The sequence below is a fragment of the Streptomyces sp. NPDC050703 genome (genome assembly GCF_040654435.1).
Classification (GTDB): Bacteria; Actinomycetota; Actinomycetes; order Streptomycetales; family Streptomycetaceae; genus Streptomyces.
On the sequence record NZ_JBFAHX010000026.1, the window covers coordinates 47,686 to 70,381 of the forward strand.

The window sequence follows — 22,696 nt, forward strand, 5'->3', positions numbered from 1 at the left end:
AGCCGTGGCGGTGTTCAGACGCGCGGCGCCCGGTAGCGGCCGGCGGCCGACATCCGCAGGCCGGCGGCCGTCAGCGCCACGATGACCAGGGCGGCCAGCGCGGCGGCCACCGCGGAGAGCGTGGGCAGCGGAGCGGCCACGCCCGCGGGCCGCAGCACCTGGGCGAGGCCGCCGGGGACGAGCCGGTCCTCGGCGAGGTGTCCGACGGCCAGCGCACCGGCCAGCAGGGTGGCGGCCACCGCCGCGTGCAGCGAGCGGCTCAGGCAGAGCGCGATGCCCGCCGCGGCGCAGAGGGCCGAGACGCCGATCGCCGCCGGGAGGCCGGGGGCGGGCCCCCGCGACCAGTCCATCGGGAGATGCGCCGCCGCGCAGAGCAGCATCAGGACGCCCGCCGCGCGGCGCATCCACACCAGGGGAGTGGTGCCGTTCCGCCTCTGCTGCGGCTTCTGCGGGGAGAGGACCCCGGCGGCCGTGCCGGGCGCGGGGCGCGCGGGCGCCGCGGGCGGGGCCGCCGGTGCGGGAGGCGCCGCCGCCGTGGACGGCTTCGCCGCGGGCACGGGGGTGGGCTCGCGCAGGCTGCCGATGAGCTGCATCAGATCCTCGACGGACCGCGTCATGGCGGCGGCGTGCACCGCTTCGGCGCTGCTGCGCGGGTCGTGCGGGGGCGCGGAGAGCAGCTTGACGAGGCGGGACACCTCCGGGACCGGCCGCTCCTCGGCGGCGTGCCGGATGGCCTCGTCCATGCGGCCGGCGGGGTGCTCCGGCGGGCCGAGCAGTTCCACCAGCCTGCTGACGTCGTCCACGGAGCGGGCGACGGCGGCCAGCCGGAGGACCGACGCGGCGGTCGGCTCGCCCTCCGGTGTCTGCTCCAGACGGGTGACCAGGTCGGCGACGTCGTCCAGGGGACGCGAGACCACGGCGCAACGTATGAGCTCCTCCACCGCCTCACCGTCGGCATCGGGGCCCGCCCCGGACGCGGGAGCGGCGGGCGTCCGGTCGGGAGGGGCGGGGGCGGCCGTCTCCCGGACCACCGCGGCCTCCCGGGCGACGCCCGGCTCCTGGACGACGCCCGGCTCCTGGACGACCGCGGTCTCCTCGGCGACGGCCGGCTCCCGGGTGACGCCGATGTCGATGTCGGGGGTGTGGTGCGGCGCGTGGGCCGGCGGGGCGCCGGCCGGGCCCACGTCCGCCACCTGCGGCCACGGTGTCGGCCGGACAGCCGGCGGAGGCGGGGCGCCGAGCTGCGCGGTGCCCCGGTGGACCGGCGTGGAGACCAGGGGTTCGCCGGTCCCCGGGGGCTCCGGCGGGGCAGAGAAAGACTCAGCGGCCATCTTCGCTTCTCCATTCCGGCGGGACGTTCTCGCCCCGCGCGTCAACGTCATCCCGTTCTATGCAGGCTTGCCGCGCCCCGCCACTGGAGGAGCCGCCCGGTGACGGCACCCGGGGGCGAAGCCCGGCGGCGGCGCCTCGGCGGTGGGTACGCGGCCGGTTCGGGGAACACGTGGGGGTGCGCGTGCGCAGCGACGACCGCCCCGACCCGAGGAGCCCGACGTGTCATCCACCGCTGATGTGGCAGGGGCCATGGAGCCCGTGTACGCCCGTGTCCGGCAGGAGGTGGCCGCGAGGGCCGACCGGCTCTGGGACGTGAGCCTCGCCCTGCACCGCGATCCGGAGACCGCGTACGAGGAGCACGGGGCGGCCCGTCTCCTCGCCGGTGAACTGGAGAGGGAGGGCTTCGAGGTGGAACGCGGCGCGGCGGGGCTGCCCACCGCCTTCGTCGCCCGCGCGGACACGGGCACGGGCACGGGCACCGGCACCGGTACGGCCGAGGCCCCCCGCGTGGCCCTGCTGATGGAGTACGACGCCCTGCCGCTGCTCGGCCACGCGTGCGGGCACAACCTGATCGCCGCCGCCGGCCTCGGCGCGGCCCTGGCAGCGCGGGCGGCGCTCGGCGACGCGGGCGGAACCCTCCTTGCGGTGGGCACACCCGCGGAGGAGAGCGGCGGCGGCAAGGTGGCCGAGGTGGCGGCGGGACTGTTCGACGGAGTCGACGCGGCGCTGATGTTCCACCCGGGGGTGTACGACTGGGCGTGGGCGCCGCTGACCGCGAGCGCGCAGCTCAGGGTGGGGTTCCACGGGCGGGCCGCGCACCCCACCGGCAACCCCACGGAGGGCGTCGACGCGCTCGGCGCGCTGATCCAGTTCTTCAACACGCTCGGCGTACTCGACAGGCGGCTGCCGCCGGGGTCACACGTCCAGGGCATCGTGACGGACGGGGGCCGGGCCACGAACATCGTCCCCGAGTACGCGGAGGGGCTCTTCGGGCTGCGCGGGGGAACGAGCGCCGCGCTTGCGGAGCTGGCGGACGAGCTGCGCTCGTGCGCGGAGGGCGTGGCCCGCGCGACCCGTACGAAGGCGGAGGTGACCGACGTCGGCGGCAGGTACGAGCACTTCAGGGACAACGACGTGCTCTCGGGCGCGTTCGCGCACCACCTGGAGCGGGCGGGCATCGCGCTGTCGCAGCCGGCGCCGGGTGTCTACCTGGGCTCGTCGGACATCGGCAACGTCAGCACCCGGGTGCCCGCGATTCACCCGTTCGTCGCCATCATGGGCTCGGAGGGCTCCGACCACACCCCCGAGTTCGCCCGCGCCGCGGCCGGTCCGCGCGGCCGTGCGGTGATGCTGGCGGCGGCGGAGGCGCTCGCGTGCACCGCGGCGGACGTGCTGCTCCGTACCGACGTGCGGGACGGGGCCTGGGCCGCCTTCCGGGAGAAGGCGGCCCTGGGGCAGTGAGGACGCGTGACCGACGTCAGCTACGCCGACGTCGGTCCTCCACCGGAATCAGTCTTCCACCGGAATCAGTACTCCACCGAAATCAGTCCTCCACCGACACCCGAATCGTCTTGACCTCGGTGTCGGCCGCGTCCGGTACGACCATCCCGGCGTCCACGCCCTCGCGCAGGTACCGCAGGACCTCGTGGTTGAGCTTCTCGCCGGGGAGCGCGGCCGGGATGCCGGGCGGGTAGGGCGTGAGCATCTCGGCGGTGACGCGGCCGACGGCCTTCTCCCACGGCACCTGCTCGACGCGCCCGAAGAAGGCGTCGCGCGGCAGCATGACCTGCTCCAGGCGGAGGGAGGCCGGGTCGGGGACGTCCACCCGCTCCGCGGGGCGCAGCTCGTCGGCGTGGGCCGCGACGTCGCGGAGCGCGGTGATCAGCTTCTCCGTGGTGTCGGCGTCGTCCGCGTGGGTGAGCTGGGCGCTGGTGCGCCGGTGGTCGGACAGGTGGAGATTGATGTGGTGGTGCTCGCGGATCCAGTCGGCGACCCGGTAGCCCGTGGTGCCCAGGCCGGTGACGTCCACGATGACCTGGAGCGGGTCGAGGTCGTACGCACGGCCGGGCCCGCAGAAGTCCTCGCGCCCGTGGACGTGCATGCCCTCGATGTCGCCGATCCTGGCCCGTACGGTTCCGGCCAGCGCGAGGGCGTCGTCGAAGAGGGCGCGGCCGTGCTCCACCATCTGGCGGCGCCAGCCGTCGAGCGCGGCGTAGAGCAGCACGGAGGGGCTGGTCGTGCCGAGCAGGTCCTCGCGGTTCTTGAGCACCTCGGGCTGGATCAGGTCGCCCTGGAGATGGAAGACGGAGCCCTGTTCGAGCCCGGAGCCCATCTTGTGCACGGAGGTGACGCACACGTCGGCGCCCGCGTCCATGGCCCAGGTCGGCAGGTCGGGGTGGAACGGCAGATGGGCGCCCCACGCCTCGTCGACGACGAGCGGCACGCCGTGCCCGTGGCAGACCTCGGCGATGGCGGCGAGGTCGGAGCACGTGCCGTACGGCGTCGGCGTGGTGACGAGGGCGCCGCGGGCGTCGGGGTGCTCGGCCAGGGCGGCGCGGAAGGAGTCGGCGGACGGCGGGTGGGCCAGATGGCGCTCGGCGTCCCACTGCGGGTCCACCCAGATCGGCACGATGCCCGCGAGGACGAGGCCCGAGACCACGGACTTGTGCGCGTCACGCCCCACGAGCAGCTTCTCGTGCGGTCCCGCCACGGAGAGCATGGCGGCCTTGACCGACAGGGAGCTGCCGCAGGTGGAGAAGAAGGTGTGCTCGGCGCCCACGGCGTCGGCCATCAGCTCCTGGGCCCTGCTGAGCACGCCCTTGGAGGAGGTGCGGTCGTCCAGACCGCTGGTGGCGAGGACGTCGGAGCGGAACACGGCGTCCCCGAGAACCTCGCGGACACGGGGGTCGGCGCCGCGCCCCTGCTTGTGGCCGGGCGGGGTGAACGGAGTCTGTCCTTCCGTGTGGTACGCGGCCAGCGCGTCGAGCACGGGTGCCTGTGAGTGGTCCATGGCACTCCGGGTTCCCCGGGCGATCCGGGCAAAAACACCACGGTCCCGAACGGCGGTCCCGGCGCAACATGTCCGATTAGTCGCTTTGATCCGGGGGTACTCGGGACGCATGATCACGATTGGGGTCGAGGAAGAGTACCTGCTGCTCGATCCGGAAACCTGCTTGCCGGTACCGCTCGCGGACCAGGTGCGGGCGGCTGCCGGACTTGAGCCCATCACGGAGGACGGAGAGGTCCAGTCCGAGCTGCTGCAGGCCCAGGTGGAGGTCGCCACGCCCGTCTGCACCGACCTGGACGAGGTCGGCGGCCACCTGCTGAGGCTGCGGCACGCCCTCGGCACGGCGGCCGAGAAGAACGGCTGCCGCATCGCCGCCAGCGGGGTGGCGCCCTTCCGGACGGAGGCACCCGTACCGGTGACGCGGAACGCCCGCTATCTGGCCCTGCGCACCCACGCCCCGCAGCTCGTGGCCGAGCACCTGGTCAACGGCATGCACGTGCACGCGGCCGTGCCCGACAAGGAGACCGGCGTCGCCGTCCTCAGCCGGGTCAGGGCCTGGCTGCCCGTCCTGGTCGCCATGTCCGCGAACTCGCCCTTCTGGGACGGCAAGGACACCGGCTGGGCGAGCTGGCGCACGGTCATGTTCGGTCGCTGGGCCGTCAGCGGACCGCCGCCCCGCTTCACCTCGCTCGCCGACCACGACGCCCGCATCAAGTCCCTCATGGACACCGGCATCATCACCGACACCGGCCAGCTCTACTGGCAGGCCCGCCTCTCCGAGCGGTACCCCACGATCGAGGTGCGCTGCGCCGACGTGCAGCTCCGCGCCGACGCGGCGGTCATGTTCGCCGGGATCGTCAGGGCGCTCGTCGCCACCGCCCTGCGCGAACAGAAGGCCGGCGCCCCGCTCCCCGAGTGCCCTCCCGAACTGCTCCAGGCCATGAACTGGCACGCCGCGCGGCACGGTCTGAGCGGCCGTCTCGTCGATCCGGAGGGCCGGTCGCGCAGGGCGGGCGACGTCCTGTGCATGCTGCTCGACCACCTCACCCCGGCCCTCGACGAGGCGGGGGACACCCGGGAGGTGACCTCGCTGGTGCACCGGCTGCTCCAGGAGGGCACCCCCGCCGACCGCCAGCGCCGCGCCCACGCCGAGGGCGGTCTGCCCGGACTCACCCGGCTGATCACCGGCGAGACGGTGGCCACCTGACGCCGGGCCGGGCGGGCACCTGAGGCGGCCAGGTGCGGGGGAAGCCCATCGACCACCGGTCCGACCTGTACTCCCCGGGCTGCCTCCTGTACGAGCTGCTCACCGGCTCCCCGCCCTTCGGTGGGCGCGATCCGCCGGCCCAGCTCATGGCGCATGTCACGGAGGACCCACCCGCGCCGAGTGAGGGCGGGGGTACCGCCGGAATCCCTCCCGTACTCGACCGGCTCGTACTCGACCTGCTGGCCAAGGCCCCGGACGAGAGGCCCTCCGAGGTGTCCCCGGTGCCCGCCCCGCCCGCGGACCCGCCGCGGCCGGCCGGAGGGAGGGAGCGGGACGACGGGCGCAGTCGCAGGCGGCGTGGATCTCCCGCCCTCGCTCCCGCCGCCCTGCCCGCTCCCCGGGGGGACCGCTCTGCCGGAGGCGACAGCGGGACAGACGGTTCTGACGAAGCTGCCCGGGGACGTCTACGCCGGCTTCGAGGCCAGGGACGCCCGCAGCGGAGACGTCCTGTGGACGTTCCGCCCAGAGAAGGACACCGACGGGGACTCCGAGACCTCGGCGTGGACCTCGACCCGCAGGGCACCACCGCGTCGACTGATGGATGTCCGAGGTACGTCACCGCCGATCATAGGACTCCCGCGCGTCGAGCAGTTCGTCCCAGTGCGCGGTCGCCCATACGCACGCCGCCTCCATCGGCGCCAGCATGCTGCGGCCCAGGGGAGTCAGCGCGTACTCCACCCGTGGCCGGGCCGCCTCGTGCACCGTGCGGGAGACGAGCCCCGAGCGTTCGAGGCCGCGCAGCGACTGGGTGAGGACCTTGGGGGTGACCCGGTGCAGCGGCACGCGTAGTTCGGAGAAGCGGCGCGGGCCGTCCCGCAGGCAGCGGAGGACCAGGGCCGCCCACTTGTCCCCGAAACGGAAGGGCAGCAGGGCGGACGGGCACAGCTCGTCGAACATGTCGCGGGGCAGCGGCTGACGGCGCGTCATCGTGGTCTCCCGTCACTTGTCGGCGGTCCGGCGGTCCGGCGGTCCGGCGGTACCCGGTCGGTAACCGCCCTCACCGGTACCTTCCGGAGCACCGACTCACCAGGAGGTATTCCGCAGATGAGCGACATCGTGGTTTTTGGCGCGGGCGGCCGGGCAGGACGGCGGACCGTCGCGGAGGCACGCCGGCGCGGGCACCGGGTCACCGCGGTCGTACGGGACCCCGCGCGCTACGGCGGCCCGGCGGACAGCGGCGTACGGGTCGCCGCCGGTGACGTCACGGAGGCAGCCGACGTCGCCGCCCTCGCGGACGGCCACGACGCCGCGGTCAACGCGGCGGCGGTCCACGGGGAGGGCACCGACCCGGAGGCGTTCTTCACGGGCGCGGCACACGCCCTCGTCACAGGTCTGCGCCAGGCCGGGGTGGACAGGCTCATCGCCGTGGGGCTCTCCACCCTGCTGCCGGGCCCCGACGGCGTGCGGCTCCTCGACGCGCCCGGATTCCCCGCGGAGTTCCGGCCGTTCTGCCTCGCCCACGCCGCCGGTCTCGACCTCCTGCGCGCCCAGGGCGCCACCCTGGACTGGCTGTACGTGAGCCCGTCCGGCGACTTCGACCACGACGGCGGACGGACCGGGCGCTACCGCACGCGCGCGCTGGGGGACCTGGCGGACCGCGTCTCCTACGAGGACTTCGCCCTCGTCCTGCTCGACGAGATCGACACGCCACGGCACCACCGCAGCCACCTCGCCGTCACCTGAGACTGCGGGCCCGCGGCAGATCTGCGGCCCCCGCCTGGAGCGCGGTGTCCTCCGGCGGCCGGCGCGCACCCGCGCGGAGCTCCCGGGGCCGCCCGCCCGCACCGCCGCCCCGTACAGCGCCCCGGCGTCCGCGTCGAGGTAGGAGCTGTACGAGACGTCGGCCGTGTCGCCGCCGGTGCGCCAGCCGCCGATGACGCCGACGATGCCCCAGCCCGCGCCCCGCCGGACCAGGAACGGGCCGCCCGACGTGCCGCCGGAGTAGCCGTCACAGGCGATCCGCAGGAAGCTGCCGGGGATCGCGGGGTCGGTGCTGTCGTGGCGCACGGTCCTGTCCGTGCAGTCCAGTGGCCGCCGCCGGTTCGCCGGGTAGCCGACCAGGCGGACCGGGTCGTGCTCGTAACCGGCGTCGATCAGCAACTCGGCGCCCCCGACCGCCTCTTCCACGTCGGTTCCGCCGTTCGGCGCGACCCGGAGGAAGGCGAAGTCGAGGTCGGCCGCGGCGTTCCGGCCCCGGGCCGGGTACCGCGCGTCCACGTGGACACCCCCTGGGATGACGGCGAAGACGCCGTGCGGTCTCCTGCCGTCGTCGTACTGCGGCACGAAGACCAGGTTCCCGCGCGTGCCCCTGCGGTCGAAGCAGTGGCCCGCGCTCATCACCACGTCCTTGCCGGGGCTCCTGACCACCGTCCCGCCGCAGAAGCGGCCGGCGCCGGTGCCGTCGTCCCAGAAGAACGTGCCGACCATCGGCAGCCCCTCGAAGGGGGTGCCCGGCGACCCCGGCGGGCGATCCGGCGCCGCGGCACGCTCCACCACGGGCCGCGCGGCCCGCATGCGGTCGGGGGTCCAGTGGGCGGCGGCCACGGCGGCCGGGGACGGGCCGTTGAGCGCCCGCCCCGTCACCCCGGCCACCAGGAGCAGTGCCGCGGCGCCGAGTGCCGCGTGTGACGACCGCATGGCCATCCCCTCGCGTCTCTGTCGATGGACGGTGGGCGATACGCCCCGGTTGGCGTGGCCGCACCCGTATGGTCCATGATCGTATGGTCGTGCCGCACAGGGGGAGAGACATGAGCCGAGCCATACGGCCGTACGCGTGGTGCGCCGCGCTCGTCCTGGTGGCGGGGGCCGCCTGCACGGGACCCGGCGACGGCACCCCGGCGGGCCGGCCGGGCGCCCGCGGAGCGGGGGACGCCCTCTTCCCGGACCTGGGCAACGGCGGCTACGACGTCGCGCACTACGCCCTGACCCTCGACTACGTCCCCGAGACCAACCACCTGAAGGCCACCGCGGTCATCACCGCCCGCGCCACCCAGGACCTGAGCCGCTTCGACCTCGACCTCGCGGGGCTGAAGGTGCGCCGCGCCGAGGTCGACGGCGCCGCGGCCCGCTTCACCCGCGAGAAGAACGAGCTGGTGCTGACGCCCGCCGAGACCGTGCGGGACGGCGCGACCTTCGAGACGACCGTCACCTACGACGGCACGCCGAGGACGATCGAGGACGCCGACGGAGGGCTTGAGGGCTGGATCGAGACCGACGACGGCTCGACCGCGCTCGGCGAACCGACGGGCTCCATGACGTGGTTCCCCGGCAACCACCACCCCTCCGACAAGGCCACGTACGACATCGCGGTCTCCGTGCCCAAGGACGAGGACGGCGACCCGTACGACGTGGTGAGCAACGGCGTGCTCCGCAAGCAGGAGGACGAGGGGAAGCGCGTCACCAGCCACTGGCACACCGGGGAACCCATGGCCAGTTACCTCGCCAACGTGACCGTCGGCTACTTCGACCTGCACAGGGGCAGGACCTCCGAGGGCATCCCCGTGCACATCGCCGTCGACCCCGACGAGGCCGAGGACGCCGAAGGCATCGAGGAGCTGGTGCCCGAGGTCACCGACTGGGCGAGCGAGCGCTTCGGGCCCTACCCCTTCTCCTCGGTGGGGGCCACCGTGGACCACCTGCCCGGACTCGGCTACGCCCTGGAGACCCAGACGCGGCCCTACTTCGAGGAGGCGCCCGAGGACACGCTGGTCGTGCACGAACTGGCCCACCAGTGGTTCGGCGACTCGGTCACCCCGCGCGAGTGGAAGGACATGTGGCTCAACGAGGGCTTCGCCACGTACGCGGAGTGGCTCTGGCAGGAGGACCACGGCGGCGACACCGCTGACGAGATCTTCGACGCCTTCTACGACGGCAGCCACCCCGAGAGCGAGGGGATCTGGGACTTCCCCCCGGCCGCCCCGCCGAGCGGTCCGCGCACCTCCGACCCGCCGGTGTACGGAAGGGGCGCCATGGCGCTGCACACCCTGCGCGAGGAGGTCGGGGACGACGTCTTCTTCGACGTCGTCCGGGAGTGGACGCGCCGGCACCGTCACAGGAACGCGGACACCGAGGACTTCATCTCCCTCTGCGAGGAGGAATCGGGGTCAGACCTCTCCGGCCTGTTCGACACCTGGCTCTACGAGCAGGGGAAGCCGGGGAGGCCCGGGTGAATCCCGCTCGCTGAGGGTGCCCTCGTGCGCGGCACCCCGGCGCGTCCCGGCCGTAGCCTGGCGCGCCGGGGCGGTGCCGCGCGGGCGGCGCGGCTCAGCCGATGGACGACCAGCTCTTCCAGTAGCTCGCCTCGCCGAAGGCGACCCGGTTCTGCAGGGTGCCGTCGCCGTCGCCCGCGTTGAGCCACACGCGGTCGGACGTGTCGCGCGACAGCAGGTCCTGCTTGCCGTCGCCGTCGACGTCACCGGCGCCGATGACGTCCGTGTACGTGGAGCCCCAGTCCTTGAACACGCGGACGCGGTCCTTCAGCTTGCCGGTGGAGAGGCCGTCGTAGCGCCACAGGACCCCCGAGTCGTCGAGGGCGAGCACGTCGCCGATGCCGTCGCCGTTGAGGTCTCCGGCGCCGATGACCTTCGTGTAGCCGGTCCACGCGGAGCGGATCTTCACGCGCGCCTCGAAGCCGCCCGCGCCGTCGTGGGTGTAGCGGTAGACGTCTCCGGTGGCCTTGTCGCGGGCCAGCAGGTCCGGGCGGCCGTCGCCGGTCTGGTCGCCGCTCGCGAACAGCGTGTCGTACTTGCTCCAGTCGCGGGCGAGCCGCTTGTGCTCCGACTCGGGCGCGGGCAGCCCGCCCCCGCACACCGGGGTGTACAGCCGGACCTCGCCCTCCGGCAGCCGCACGATCATGTCGTTGCAGCGGTCGCCGTCGAAGTCGCCGAACGGCACGACCCGCGCCGTGTCCTTCCACGGCGACACCGAGAAGGTCTCCAGCGGGTTGGTGGTGTCCCCGGTGTAGAGCTTCATCGAGTCGCTGGGCGACAGTCCGACGACGTCACCACGCGTGCTGTCGGCGTAGTCGTGCCACTTGGGCAGGGCACGGGTGCCCGTGGTCGCGGTGTACGAGGCGCGCGTGCCGCCGCTTCCGGCGGCCTGCGTCCACGACGCCACCGGCCGGCCCCCGGCGTCGACGGCCGCGCGGCCCGTGCTCGCGGTGTCCTCGGTCCGCGCGCTGAGCGTGCGCGGCTTCGCCACGTCACCGCCCGCGACGGTCTGCGCGACGAAGTCCTGGCGCACGGTGCGGCCGAGTTCGAAGCGCTTCTGCGTGTACGTGACGACGACCGCGCCGCCCGCGGTCGCCACGGAACTCATGGAATCCGGCACGACGTTCGACGCGAGACCGCGGGTGGCGCCCCAACTGCCGTCCGCCGCGGAGCGGGTCGCGACGCCGGGAGCGCCCGGACCGCGCATGCCGACGACCGTGACGTCACCGTTGGCGGCGGTGTGCATCTCGGCGGGCGCGTACGACTGGGAGCCGAGCCCGACCGGCTCCGCGGGGCCCCACTCCGAGGCCCCGGCCGCCTTGCGCGTGTAGGAGCTGTTCTCCAGGAGGTGGAAGCCGCCCTGCGGGTGGGCGGCCAGCGCGACCTGACCGGGCTTCTCGCCGAGCTGCGGCACGTCCTGCGGCCCGGTCCAGGCGGCATCGGCGCCCGCCGGCTTCTCCAGGTACTTGTAGTGCCACTTGTACGCCGACGGGTCCGGGTCGACACCGTCGCCCGTGTAGTGGCTGTTGCCGCCCCAGAGGACGCCGACCGTGCCCGCGGGGTCGACGGCGACGCGCATGTCGTACAGCACGTACTGGTAGACGTTGTCGTCGCGGACGATCGGGTCCGGCAGCCGGTCGAGGGTCCTCGGAGCCGACCAGGTGCCGTCGGGACCCGGCCGCTCCACGACGGTCAGGCGGTGCTCCGCGTCCATCCACGCGACGGCCTGGTGGCCGTCGGCGTTGGCCGCCAGCGTGGTGACCCGGGTCCGGGCGTGGACCTGGTCACGGGCGAGCGTGCCGGTGGTGACGGTCTCCGCGGGCGTGAAGGCGCTGCCGTCCGGCGCGAGGCGCGACATCTTGAGCGTGCGGGTGCCGTCGTCCGCCGCGTCCTCCCACCAGAGCAGCGAGACGGCGCCGTCGTCGGTGCGCTGGAGCCCGGCGGCCGGTGCCGGCGTGGCCTCGCCCCAGGCGGTGCTGCCCGCGGGGCGCACCGAGAGGACGGTCTCGCCGTCCCGTGTGAAGAGCCCGGCGACGCTGCCGTCGCGGGCCGACTTCAGGTCGACGACGCCGGTGACCCCCGCCAGTTCCTTCGGCGCCGTCCACGGGCCGATTCCGGCAGGGACGTCCGAGGCCGCCGACGCGGGCGCCGACACGGGCGCCGCCTGGGCGTACGGCGCGACGACGCCCAGCGCGAGCGCCGACACCAGCACCCCCTTCGGCAGCGTGCTTCTCAGGAGTGCGCGAGATTGCCTGGTCATACGAGTGAGCCCCCCCGGGCTTGAGGTCCCTCCCGGCGCTCTGCCGGGAAAGTAGCAGCAGCGTATATCAGCCAAGATCCGGAATCCGCGGCGATGTCACGCCGAGTGGGGGGCGGGGGAGCGCCCGCGGGCAACGAGCAACCCCGCCACCGGAGTTCGGCGTCACTCGCACCACAGGGGCCCCACCGGCCCCTCTGGTGACTCGGGAGGCGACACACATGAAGCAGCGAGCCGCACGGACCGCTCTGCTCGCACTGGCCGTGACGGGGGCCCTGGGGGCGGCGACGCTCGCCCCGGCCGCGCAGGCGGCGGAGCGGAGACCGGGGCACGCGGCCACCGCGAGGGCGCTGCACGCCCTGGTCGACGAGGGCGGCCAGCCCGGGGTGGCCGCCCTCGCCCGCGACGGCGCGGGGACGTGGTTCGGGACCGCGGGCCACGCGGACACCGCCACGGGACGTGAACGGTCGGCCGGTGACCACTTCCGCGGGGCCAGCATCACCAAGACGTTCATCGCGACCGTCCTGCTCCAGCTGGAGGCGGAGGGCAGGCTCGACCTGGACGACACGGTCGAGAAGTGGCTGCCGGGACTGGTCCGCGGCAACGGCCACGACGGCGGCGCGATCACCCTGCGGCAGCTCCTCAACCACACCAGCGGCATCGCGAGCCACACCGACGACCCGCGGTTCGCGCACGACACCGCGGGCCCCGGCTTCCCCGAGCACCGCTACGACGACCACGCCCCCGAGGACCTGGTGGCACTGGCCCTGAAGCAGCCGCCGCGCCCCGACCCGGAGAAGAACCCGCTGTACTCCAACACCAACTACGTGATCGCCGGAATGGTCATCGAGAAGGTGACGGGCCGCACCTACGAACGCGAGGTCACCCGCCGCCTCATCCGCCCGCTGAAGCTGCGCGGCACCTCGTTCCCGGGCGCCGACCCCCGGATGCCGCAGCCGCACCCGGTCGGCTATTCGCGACTGCACCAGGAGGCCCCCGACGCGCCCGTCGTCGACGCCACCGAACAGAACATGACCTGGCTCGGCGCGGCCGGCGACGTCATCTCCACCACGGGCGACCTGAACCGCTTCCAGCGCGCGCTCATGCGCGGCGAGTTGCTGCCCCGCGCACAGATGAAGGCGATGCTCGACGAGGTGCCGATGGGCGACGGGCTGGGGTACGGCCTCGGCGTCGAGTTCGCCGAGCTGTCCTGCGGCGTGCGGGTGGTGGGCAAGAGCGGCCGGACGAACGGCTCGCTCTCCGCGATGGTCGGCACCCCCGACGGCAGGCACCAGCTGGCGTTCAACGTCAACGGTGACTGGCTGCCGGACGGGTCGCTGTACGTCGACGTGATCGAGGCGGAGTTCTGCGGGGCGCCCGCTCCACGCGGCGCGAAGCCGCCGCTCGCCCTCAGGTGACCGCCGGCCACCGGCCGTGACGGCTGGACCGGTATGAACTGTCCCGACGGGCCATGTGTCCCGTTGGGACAGTTCGAGGAGTACAGTCGACGGCATGAGCAGCAGCGAGGAGCGGAGCGGGGCGGGCCGCGGCGGTGAGGAACGCGGCGGTCAGGAACGCGGCGGGGGCCGCAGGACCCGCAAGGTGCGGGAGAGCCGGGCGGCCATGGCCGACGCCGCCGTGGACCTGGCCCTCGCCCACGGGCTCGACCAGGTCACCGTCGAGATGATCAGCGACCGCGCCGACGTCTCCCGCCGCACCTTCTCCCGGTACTTCTCCGGCAAGGAGGATGCCCTGGTCGACGCCCTGCGCGCCGACTTCGCGCGGATCAACGCCGCGCTCGCCGCGCGGCCCGCCGACGAGAGCCCCCTCACGGCCTACCACCGGGCCCTGCGGACCTGGCTCGACGGCGAACCGACCGCCTGGCACCGCCTGCCGCGCTCGGGCGACCTGCTGCGACTGCTCCACGCCGAGCCCTCGCTGCTCCCCGCCTACCTGCGGGTCCAGGACGAGGCCGAGGCCGAGTCCGTGCTGATCGTGGCACGGCGCCTCGGCATGGACGCCGAGCGCGACCTGCGCCCCGCGCTCGCCGTCTCGCTGGCGGTCGGGGCGTTCGCCACGGCCGTCCGCTTCTGGATCGCGCCGGGCGAGAGCGACCCGCTGCCGCTCCTCATCGACTCGGCGTTCGCGGCCCTGGCCGCCGAACCCGCACCCAGCACCACCGACTGAAACCAGGCACCACCATGAGCGACACCAGCACCAGCATCAACACCGGCACCAGCACCAGCACCAACATCGGCACCGGCACGGCCGTACCGGCGGAGTTCGCGGGCAGGACCGCCCTCGTCACCGGGGCCGCCTCCGGCATCGGCCTCGAAGTCGCCCGCCGCCTCGCCGGGGCGGGAGCCTCGGTCGTCGTCGCCGACTTCAACGAGGCGGGCGCGCGGGACGTCGCCCGCGAGCTGACCGCGTCCGGCGGCCGGGCCACCGCCGTGCGGGTCGACGTCACCGACCCCGAGTCGGTGCGCGAGGCCGTCGAGTCCGCCGTCCGGACCTACGGCGCGCTGCACCTGGCCGTGAACAACGCGGGGATCGCCGGTGCCTCCGCCCCGACCGGCGAGTACGCCGTCGAGGACTGGCGGCGCGTCATCGACACCAACCTCAACGGCGTCTTCTACTCCCTGCGGTACGAGCTGCCGCACCTCGTCGCCGCGGGCGGCGGCGCCGTCGTCAACATGTCCTCCATCCTCGGCACCAACGGCTTCGCGGGCTCGCCCGCCTACGCCGCCGCCAAGCACGCGGTCGTCGGCCTCACCAAGACCGCCGCCGTGGAGTACGCGTCGCGGGGCGTACGGGTCAACGCGGTCGCCCCGGGGTTCATCGACACCCCGCTGCTCAAGGGGGACGCCGCCCAGCGCGAGCAGCTCGTCGCGCTGCACCCGCAGGGCCGCCTGGGCACGGCCGAGGAGGTCGCCGAACTGACGCTGTTCCTGCTCTCCGACCGCGCCTCGTTCGTCAACGGGAGCTACCACCTGGTCGACGGCGGATACGCGGCGCGCTGACCCGGGACACGGAACGGACCGGCCGGAAGACCGGGAGAGGAGCAAGGAGAAGTGAGCACGATGCGTACGGACACGATGGGTACGGACACGATGGGTACGGAGATGAAGGCGGTGCAGTACCGCAGCGTCGGCGCCGCCCCCGAGGTGGTCACCGTCCCGCGCCCCGAGCCGGGGCCGGGCCAGGTGCTCCTGAAGGTCACCGCGGCGGGCGTCTGCCACTCCGACATCGCGGTGATGAGCATGCCGGCCGAGGCGCTGGCCTTCCCGCTGCCGCTGACCCTCGGCCACGAGGGCGCGGGCACGGTCGCGGCCCTCGGTGAGGGGGTGACCGGCTTCGGGATCGGGGACTCCGTCGCGGTGTACGGGCCCTGGGGCTGCGGGAGCTGCCTGTTGTGCGCGCAGGGCAAGGAGAACTACTGCACGCGCGCCGCCGAGCTGGGCATCCGCCCGCCCGGCCTCGGGGCGCCCGGCGCCATCGCCGAGTACATGATCGTGGACGACCCGCGGCACCTGGTGCCCCTGGGCGACCTCGACCCGGTGACCGCTGTGCCGCTCACCGACGCGGGCCTGACCCCGTACCACGCGATCAAGACCTCCCTGCCGAAGCTGACCCCGGGCAGCACCGCCGTGGTCATCGGCACCGGCGGCCTCGGCCACGTGGCCATCCAGCTCCTCCGCGCGCTGACCCCGGCACGGGTGATCGCCCTGGACGTCACCGAGGAGAAGCTGCGCCTCGCCCGCGAGGTCGGCGCCCACGAGACCGTGCTCTCCGACGAGCACGTGGCGGGCCGGGTGCGCGAACTGACCGGCGGCCTCGGCGCCCGGGCGGTGTTCGACTTCGTCGGCGCGCCGCCCACCGCCGCCACGGCGGCCGCCTGCGCCGGCGTCGAGGCGGACGTCTCCATCGTCGGCATCGGCGGCGGGGCCGCCTCCGTCGGCTTCGGCACCACCGCGTACGACGTGGCCGTCCGCTCCCCGTACTGGGGCAGCAGGGCGGAACTGGCCGAGGTCCTCGACCTGGCCCGCGCGGGCGCGATCGACGTGCACGTCGAGACGTACACCCTGGACGACGCCCCGAAGGCGTACGAGGACCTGCACGCGGGCCGCGTCAACGGCCGTGCGGTCATCCTGCCGAACGGCTGACATCCGGTACGACCCCCGCACGACCGCTCCCGCGCGACCACCCCGCCCGCGAAGAGAAGTTCCGCAAAAGAAATTCTGCAAAAGTTCTTTTGCGGACGGGGTGGTCCGCCGTACGCTCCCGGCATGGCCACCACCGGCGATCCCAAGAGGCGCGTACTCGACCCCGAGAGCGACGCGGCGGCGCTCAAGGCGCTCACGCATCCGCTCCGCATCAGGCTCCTGGGCCTGCTGCGCATGGAAGGACCGGCCACCGCGACGGAGCTGGCGGCGCTGACCGGCGAGTCGTCCGCCTCCACCAGCTACCACCTGCGGGTCCTCGCGAAGTACGCGTTCGTCGCCGAGGCGGAGCAGCGCGACGGCAGGGAGCGCCGCTGGCGGTCCGTCCACGAGGTGACCTCGTGGAGCAACCAGGCCATGGAGGAGGCGCCCGGCAGCGGTGACTTCGTCGGCGTGATGCGCAGGCGCCAGGTCCAGCACCTCCTGGAGGCGGTCGAGCGCCACGAGGGCGACGTCGCCGCCGGGCGGATCGACCAGCCGTGGCTGGAGCCCTCCGGCATCAGCGACCTGATGCCGCGCCTGACACCGGAGTCCCTCGGCGAGCTGTGGCGCACCTTCGAGGCGAAGCTCGCGGAGCTCACCGCCCGCGACGCGTCGGACCCGAGGGCCCTGCGGACGGTGGTGTTCACGGCGGGGCTGCCGCTGGCGCCCCGCGCGCGGCAGCGAACCACCGGGCCCGACGCGGGGCCGGACGCCGCACCGGATGCCGGACCGGACGCCGAGGGTTCCCCCGGCGGCCCCGACGAGGACCCCCGGTGAAGCAGCCCCTGGACATACACGCCGCGCGCCGCCGCTACGTCACGGTCAGCGTCCTGTTCTGGCTGCCGCTCGGGCTCGCCATCGCACCGCAGCTGCTGCTCTTCGGCGAGCGCGGCATGAGCCTCGCCGCCATCTCCGGCTTCTTCGCCGCGCACTCGCTGACCGCCGCCCTGCTCGAACTGCCCACGGGCGGGCTCTCCGACGTCCTGGGCCGCAGGGCCGTGCTCGTCGCCGCGGGCCTCCTCGACCTGATCGCCTTCACCCTGGGCGGACTCGGCACCACCGCCGGGGCCCTCGCGCTCGGCATGGCGGTCAAGGGCGCGGGCCGCGCCCTGTCCAGCGGACCGGCCGAGGCGTGGTACGTCGACACCGTCCACGCCGCCGCAGGCCCGGAGGCCGACCTGCGGACCGGCCTGGCCCGGGGCGGCACGGCCACCGCGGGAGCACTCGCCGTCGGCACCCTGGTGGGCGGCGCGCTGCCCTGGCTGCTCGGCCTCGGCCCCGACCCCGGCGCGTGGCTCGAACGGACCACCTCAGGGCTGGTGATCCCGCTCTCCGTGCCCGCCCTGCTCGCCGCGGCGCTCGACGTCGTCTTCGTGGTGTACGTCCTGACCGCCCTGCCCGAGCCGCCCCGGCGGCCCGCCACCCTGCGCGACGTACTGCGCGGCGTCCCCACCACCATCGTCTCCGGCCTCCGCCTCGGCGGCGGCGACACGCTCGTACGCAAGGTCCTGCTCAGCGCGGCGGCCGCGGGCGGCGCCCTCGCCACGGTCGAACTGCTCACGCCGGGCCGGGCCGCCGCCCTGACCGGCGGCACGGAGACGGGCGCGGTGCTCTACGCGGGCCTCGCCTGCGCCGGTTTCCTCTGCTCGGCGCTCGGCAGCCACCTCGCGCCGCGCACCGCGAGGCTCATGGGCGGCAGCGGGCGCGCGGTCCTGTGGAGCCTGGCGGGGGGCACGGCCGGGCTCCTGCTGCTCGCCGCCACGGCGGCCTTCGCGGGTCCGGTGCCCGCCGTCCTCGCGGTGACCGGCTTCGGCCTGGTTCATCTGGGCCTCGGCGCGGCGGGCCCCAACGAGAACGACCTGCTGCACCGCCGCGTGACCCCTTCGGTCCGCGCCACCGCCCTGTCGGTCCAGTCCCTGGCGCTCCAACTGTCCGGCGCCGTCGCGGGCCTCGCCGTCGGAGCGCTGCCCACGGGCCCGCTGCCGTGGCTGGTCGGTGCGGCCACCCTCACGACGGGCGCACTCCTGTGGAGCCGCCGCGCGACCTCCACGACGGAGCCGGAGCCGCTGCCGGCCGGGGCGGGGAGCCGGTAGGCCGGGGGGCGAGCGGACCGCCGGGGGTGAAGGCGTACGCGGCGAAGCGCTCGCCGATGCGGTGGTGGGCCGCCGTGTCCGGGTGCAGCCGGTCGGGGAGGGGGAGTTCGGCGGAGTCCGCGTGGCCGTAGAGGGAGAGGCCGTCGAGGTAATGGAGGTGCGGGTCGTCGGCCGCGCGCCGCTCGACGACGCGGGCCAGCTCCTCCCGGATCACGGTGAGCGTCAGCTTGCCCGTGTCCCGCTCCGCCGGGTCGCCCAGGGCCGTGAACCCGAAGCCGTCCTCACCGAGTTCGGGGGCCGAGGGGCCCGGCGTGTCCTCGTGCATGGGGCACAGCAGGGGCGAGACGACCAGGAGCGGAGTGCGGGGGTGGCCCTCGCGGATGGTGTCGAGGAAGCCGTGCACCGCGGGCCCGAAGGCGCGGAGCCGCATCAGGTCCAGGTTGACGATGTTGATGCCGAGTTTGACGCTGATCAGGTCCGCGGGGGTGTCCCGCAGGGCCCGCGCGACGAACGGGTCGAGCACGGCACTGCCGCTCAGACCGAGGTTGACCAGGTCCACCCCGCCGAGCGAGGCGGCCACCGCGGGCCACGTCGTGGTGGGGCCCGCGGCCGCGGAGCCCTGGCTGATGGAGCTGCCGTGGTGCAGCCACACCGTGCGGTCGCCCACCGGGCGGGGCTCGACCGGAGCGTCGGCGCGCAGGGACACCAGCTCCGTGATCTCGTCGTGCGGCAGCCAGATCTCCACGTCCTTGTCACGGGCGGGCAGCCCCGCGAAGCGGACCGTACCGACCGGCCCCGGCCGGGTCTCGGTGGCTCCGGTGGACAGGTCCATCAGGAGCACGTTGCCGCCGGTCACACTCCGTCGGCCCGCCGGGCGGCCGTCGACCAGCAGGTCGTACACCCCGTCCGGGCCCGGCGGGGCACCCTCGTGCGCCACCCTGGTGCGCAGGGCGGTGAGTTCGACGACGGTGGCCCTGGTGCGGAGGACGAGGCGGACACCGGAGGACATGGCCTCCGCCCTCGCCACCTGGGCGTCGGTGTTCTGGGTCCGGGCGCGGGCGGGCAGCCGGTGCGGCAGGACCCCGTGCGCGGTGCGCTCCACGTCAAGCGCGCCGCGCAGGAGGTCCGCGGCGAGAGCGGGGGTGAACGGCAGGCTGATCATGGTCTCAGCCTGCCCCGTGTTCGCCGCCTACAGCTGAATCCACTCCTTGGCCGTCGTCACCCGGTCGAGCACCTCGGTCAGCGGTTCCACCCCGAGCCCGGCTCCGGTTGGCACGGCGAGATGGCCGTCGGCCAATTCGAACGGCTCGGTCACGTCCGTGGCGAAGTACCGGCTCGACCCCGAGGTGTCGCCGGGCAGGGTGAAGCCGGGCAGCGCGGCGAGGGCGACGTTGGCCGCCCGGCCGATGCCGGTCTCCAGCATGCCGCCGCACCACACGGGCACCCCGTGGGCCACGCACACGTCATGGATGGCCCTGGCCTCCAGGTAGCCGCCGACGCGGCCCGGCTTGACGTTGATGACGGAGGCGGCGCCCAGCGTGATCGCCGCGGCGGCGCCCTCGGCGGACTCGATCGACTCGTCCAGGCAGACCGGCGTGCGCAGCCGCTTCGCGAGCGCCGCGTGCTGCACGAGGTCGTCGTCGGCCAGTGGCTGTTCGATGAGCAGCAGGTCGAAGTCGTCCAGCTTGGCGAGCTGCCGGGTGTCGGCCAGGGTGTAGGCGGCGTTGGCGTCCACCTGGAGCAGCAGGTCGTCGCCGAACCGCTCGCGCACCGCGCGCACCGGCTCCACGTCCCAGCCCGGCTCGATCTTGAGCTTGATGCGGACGTACCCCTCCTCGATGAACCCGTCCACGGCGTCCAGGAGGTGCGGGACCGAGTCCATGATGCCGACCGACACGCCGCACGGCACCCGCTCGCGCCCGGCGCCGAGGTAGGCGCCGAACGACTGGCCGGTGGCGCGCAACTGGGCGTCAAGGACAGCCGTCTCCAGGGCGGCCTTGGCCATCTTGTGCCCCTTGAAGGGCTTCAGCGCGCGCTTCACCGCATACGCGTCGGCCACGGCGGGCAGCGCGGGGACGAGGAAGCGGCGCAGCACGTCGGCGGCCCCTTCGACGTACTCGGAGCAGTAGCGCGGCTCCGACATGGCGACGCACTCGCCCCAGCCCTCGCCGTCGGGCGTGACCACGCGCACGAGCAGGACGTCACGCGCGGTCTCCACGCCGAACGACGTACGGAACGGCGCCCGCAGGGGCATCGCGATCCGGCGCAGTTCGATTCCGGTGATCTTCATGGTGCGGGGCTCCTGGAACAGAGGGGGTACGGCAGAGGGGTGCGGGGGAGGGGGCGGCGCGCTCACGGCGTGGTCTCGCGGACGACCACGTACGAGGTGCGGTCGTGGAAGCCGGTGACCGCGGCCCCCGCGGCGAGCAGCCCGCCGAGCACCTCGCGCATCGCGAGCCGCCACGCCTTGGCCGCCCCGGGGTCGGCGCGGCGCAGCGCCTCGATGTCGGGCGGCACGTCGACCAGCAGCGCGGGGGCGTCGAGGCGCCCGGTGACCGGCAGTCCGTCCCGTGCGGCGAGGGCGGTCACCGCGCCGGCGGGGACGGTCACCGGGCGCGGGGCCGAGGCCGCGGCGGCGGTCACCGCGGGGTCGGTCAGCTCCCAGGAGCACAGGACGCGGTCGGTGTCGTCACCGCCGTTGATCGCGTCGTCCATGGGGCCGTAGAAGCTGGTGAGGTACTCCACCGGGCGCGCGCCGAGCTTGGTGAGGTTGAAGTGGGCGTTGCGCCGCACCAGCGGGTCGTAGGTCCAGGTGATCCTGGACAGGCCGCGGGCCAGCGCCCACTCGCGCTGGTGCCGCTTGAGCGCGAGGCCCGCCGCGTGGCCGGGCAGGGCACCGGTGACGTGCGAGTGCAGCGTCCGGCCCACCGGGGCCGCGAAGAAGGCGACGGTCGCGCCGACCAGGCGGCCGTCGGCGTACGCGCCCGCGACGTAGTTGCCGGCGTGCGACAGGGCCCGCATCTGCTCGACGCCCATCGGGGAACCGCCGGGACCGGCGCCCCAGATGCGCCCGAAGAGGGAGTCGACCGCCTCCAGATCGGGCAGGTCGTGCAGTTCTCGTACGGTGAGGCCGCTCATCGCGCGATCTCGTCGACGAGGGCGGCCAGGAGCCGTGTCCGGGGCACCATCTCGGCGACGACCACGTGCTCGTCGTCGGCGTGCGCCCCGCCGCCCACGGCACCGAGGCCGTCGAGCGTCGGGCAGCCGAGCCCGGCGGTGAAGTTGCCGTCGGACGCCCCGCCGACCGCCGCCGAGCGCAGCGGCCCGATGCCCAGGCGCGCGGCGATCGCGCTCGCCCGCTCGAAGAGGCCGGCGGACGAGGAGGCTTCCAGCGGCGGCCGGTTGGGCCCGCCGCGCACCTCCAGGCGCGCCCCGGGCACGGGCACCTCAAGGCGCCGCACCGCCGCGTCCACCGCCTGCTGCGCGTCGAGGGTGGGCACGCGCACGTCGACGCAGACGGTGGCCTCCGCGGGCACCGTGTTGGTCGTCGAGCCCGCCCAGGACATGGTCGGCGTCACGGTCGTCCGCCAGTCGGCGGGCGCCCCGGCGCCGGCCTCGGCGGCGAGCCCTTCCAGGGCGAGGGTGACGTGCGCGGCCCCGATCGCGGCGTTGACGCCCTTCTCCGGTTCGAGACCGGAGTGCGCCGCCCTGCCGTGGACCACGAGTTCGTACGCGGACGTGCCCTTGCGGCCGGTCTTGAGGGCGCCGCCGTCGGCGGAGGCCTCAAGGACGAAGGTCGCCGCGCACTGCCGCGCCGTCTCCTCGATGAGTGCCCGCGAGGTGTCCGAGCCGGTCTCCTCGTCCCCGGTCACCAGCACGCACACGCCGTCGAGGGAGGACAGCGAGGCCAGGGCGTGGAACATCTGCACGAGCCCGGCCTTCATGTCGAAGACGCCGGGCCCACGGGCGACGCCGTCCTCAAGGGACCACGGGTGGGTGGCGAGCGAACCCATGGGCCACACGGTGTCGTGGTGACCGAGGAGCAGGACCTTCGGTGTGCCGAACGTCCACCGCAGGTGTGTGACGCCGTCCACCACGATGCGCTCGGGCGGCGCGCCGAGGTGCCGGGCGCCCTGCGCGGCCACCACGTCGGCGCTGCGCGCCACGGCGTCGAGGTCCGTGGAGAAGGACTCGCAGACCACCAGTTCCCGCAGGTCCGCGACCATCGCGGAGAGCCGGTCGGCCGGCGTGGCCATCGGTGTGTCACTCATAGGGACCTCACTCACAGGAACCTCCCGATCGAAAGCATGACGGCGATGCTAGGGGACTC

At 74.3% G+C, this 22,696-nt stretch carries 19 protein-coding genes; 11 read left to right on the plus strand and 8 right to left on the minus strand.

What is annotated here, in order from left to right; genetic code table 11:
- Window positions 1–14 precede the first annotated feature (14 nt).
- Window positions 15–1,331 carry a hypothetical protein gene (locus AB0I16_RS23225; protein WP_363251408.1) on the minus strand — a complete coding sequence of 439 codons (1,317 nt, stop codon included), beginning with the start codon at window positions 1,329–1,331 and terminating at the stop codon, window positions 15–17.
- Between the two features lie 250 nt (window positions 1,332–1,581).
- On the opposite strand from AB0I16_RS23225, the gene AB0I16_RS23230 reads away from it, so the two are divergent.
- A complete protein-coding gene (locus AB0I16_RS23230) occupies window positions 1,582–2,793 on the plus strand; it encodes an amidohydrolase (RefSeq protein WP_363251462.1) in 1,212 nt (403 codons plus the stop codon).
- Window positions 2,794–2,875: 82 nt separating this feature from the next.
- Here the strand turns inward: AB0I16_RS23230 and AB0I16_RS23235 are convergent, their stop codons facing one another.
- On the minus strand, window positions 2,876–4,342 hold the full coding sequence (locus AB0I16_RS23235; protein WP_363251409.1) for an ornithine decarboxylase: 1,467 nt from the start codon (window positions 4,340–4,342) through the stop codon (window positions 2,876–2,878).
- Window positions 4,343–4,451: 109 nt separating this feature from the next.
- Here AB0I16_RS23235 and AB0I16_RS23240 point away from each other — a divergent pair, with 109 nt between their 5' ends.
- On the plus strand, window positions 4,452–5,546 hold the full coding sequence (locus AB0I16_RS23240; protein WP_363251410.1) for a glutamate--cysteine ligase: 1,095 nt from the start codon (window positions 4,452–4,454) through the stop codon (window positions 5,544–5,546).
- A 615-nt stretch (window positions 5,547–6,161) separates the two neighbouring features.
- Here AB0I16_RS23240 and AB0I16_RS23245 read toward each other — a convergent pair.
- Window positions 6,162–6,533, minus strand: coding sequence for a helix-turn-helix domain-containing protein (locus AB0I16_RS23245; RefSeq protein WP_363251411.1), 372 nt, complete (start codon window positions 6,531–6,533; stop codon window positions 6,162–6,164).
- Window positions 6,534–6,650: 117 nt separating this feature from the next.
- Between AB0I16_RS23245 and AB0I16_RS23250 the strand changes: the two genes are divergently transcribed.
- From AB0I16_RS23250 to AB0I16_RS23260, 3 genes are all read left to right on the plus strand, one after another.
- Window positions 6,651–7,289 carry an NAD(P)H-binding protein gene (locus tag AB0I16_RS23250; protein WP_363251412.1) on the plus strand — a complete coding sequence of 213 codons (639 nt, stop codon included), beginning with the start codon at window positions 6,651–6,653 and terminating at the stop codon, window positions 7,287–7,289.
- 550 nt (window positions 7,290–7,839) lie between these two features.
- Window positions 7,840–8,322 (plus strand): hypothetical protein, encoded by a 483-nt coding sequence (locus AB0I16_RS23255; protein WP_363251413.1) that lies wholly within the window; start codon window positions 7,840–7,842, stop codon window positions 8,320–8,322.
- 31 nt (window positions 8,323–8,353) lie between these two features.
- Window positions 8,354–9,775, plus strand: a complete 1,422-nt coding sequence (locus tag AB0I16_RS23260; RefSeq protein ID WP_363251414.1) for a M1 family metallopeptidase — start codon at window positions 8,354–8,356, stop codon at window positions 9,773–9,775.
- Window positions 9,776–9,869: 94 nt separating this feature from the next.
- Here AB0I16_RS23260 and AB0I16_RS23265 read toward each other — a convergent pair whose 3' ends face one another.
- Window positions 9,870–12,074 carry a VCBS repeat-containing protein gene (locus tag AB0I16_RS23265; protein WP_363251415.1) on the minus strand — a complete coding sequence of 735 codons (2,205 nt, stop codon included), beginning with the start codon at window positions 12,072–12,074 and terminating at the stop codon, window positions 9,870–9,872.
- Between the two features lie 218 nt (window positions 12,075–12,292).
- Here AB0I16_RS23265 and AB0I16_RS23270 point away from each other — a divergent pair, with 218 nt between their 5' ends.
- The 6 genes from AB0I16_RS23270 (at window position 12,293) to AB0I16_RS23295 (ending at window position 18,366) form a co-directional block, all read left to right on the plus strand.
- Window positions 12,293–13,489, plus strand: coding sequence for a serine hydrolase domain-containing protein (locus AB0I16_RS23270; RefSeq protein WP_363251416.1), 1,197 nt, complete (start codon window positions 12,293–12,295; stop codon window positions 13,487–13,489).
- Window positions 13,490–13,583: 94 nt separating this feature from the next.
- Entirely contained in the window at window positions 13,584–14,258 is a 675-nt protein-coding gene (locus tag AB0I16_RS23275; RefSeq protein WP_363251417.1) for a TetR family transcriptional regulator, read from the plus strand.
- Between the two features lie 14 nt (window positions 14,259–14,272).
- Window positions 14,273–15,091: an SDR family NAD(P)-dependent oxidoreductase gene (locus AB0I16_RS23280; RefSeq protein ID WP_363251418.1), complete on the plus strand. Its 819-nt coding sequence runs from the start codon at window positions 14,273–14,275 to the stop codon at window positions 15,089–15,091.
- Between the two features lie 102 nt (window positions 15,092–15,193).
- Window positions 15,194–16,234: an NAD(P)-dependent alcohol dehydrogenase gene (locus tag AB0I16_RS23285; RefSeq protein WP_363251463.1), complete on the plus strand. Its 1,041-nt coding sequence runs from the start codon at window positions 15,194–15,196 to the stop codon at window positions 16,232–16,234.
- A 123-nt stretch (window positions 16,235–16,357) separates the two neighbouring features.
- Window positions 16,358–17,050 (plus strand): winged helix-turn-helix domain-containing protein, encoded by a 693-nt coding sequence (locus AB0I16_RS23290; RefSeq protein ID WP_363251419.1) that lies wholly within the window; start codon window positions 16,358–16,360, stop codon window positions 17,048–17,050.
- Window positions 17,047–18,366, plus strand: a complete 1,320-nt coding sequence (locus AB0I16_RS23295) for an MFS transporter (RefSeq protein ID WP_363251420.1) — start codon at window positions 17,047–17,049, stop codon at window positions 18,364–18,366. The genes AB0I16_RS23290 and AB0I16_RS23295 overlap by 4 nt, the downstream gene beginning before the upstream one ends.
- Here the strand turns inward: AB0I16_RS23295 and AB0I16_RS23300 are convergent.
- The 4 genes from AB0I16_RS23300 to AB0I16_RS23315 all read right to left on the minus strand — a co-directional run bounded on the left by AB0I16_RS23300 (window position 18,281) and on the right by AB0I16_RS23315 (window position 22,592).
- Window positions 18,281–19,528, minus strand: a complete 1,248-nt coding sequence (locus AB0I16_RS23300) for a GDSL-type esterase/lipase family protein (protein WP_363251422.1) — start codon at window positions 19,526–19,528, stop codon at window positions 18,281–18,283. The genes AB0I16_RS23295 and AB0I16_RS23300 overlap by 86 nt on opposite strands.
- Window positions 19,529–19,555: 27 nt before the next feature.
- Window positions 19,556–20,656, minus strand: a complete 1,101-nt coding sequence (menC, locus tag AB0I16_RS23305) for an o-succinylbenzoate synthase (protein WP_363251423.1) — start codon at window positions 20,654–20,656, stop codon at window positions 19,556–19,558.
- 62 nt (window positions 20,657–20,718) lie between these two features.
- The gene (locus AB0I16_RS23310; protein ID WP_363251424.1) at window positions 20,719–21,504 is read right to left on the minus strand and encodes a GNAT family N-acetyltransferase; all 786 of its coding nucleotides are present in this window, start codon (window positions 21,502–21,504) and stop codon (window positions 20,719–20,721) included.
- Window positions 21,501–22,592, minus strand: coding sequence for a M20 family metallopeptidase (locus tag AB0I16_RS23315; protein ID WP_363251464.1), 1,092 nt, complete (start codon window positions 22,590–22,592; stop codon window positions 21,501–21,503). Before AB0I16_RS23315 ends, AB0I16_RS23310 begins: the two co-directional genes overlap by 4 nt.
- Window positions 22,593–22,696 lie beyond the last annotated feature (104 nt).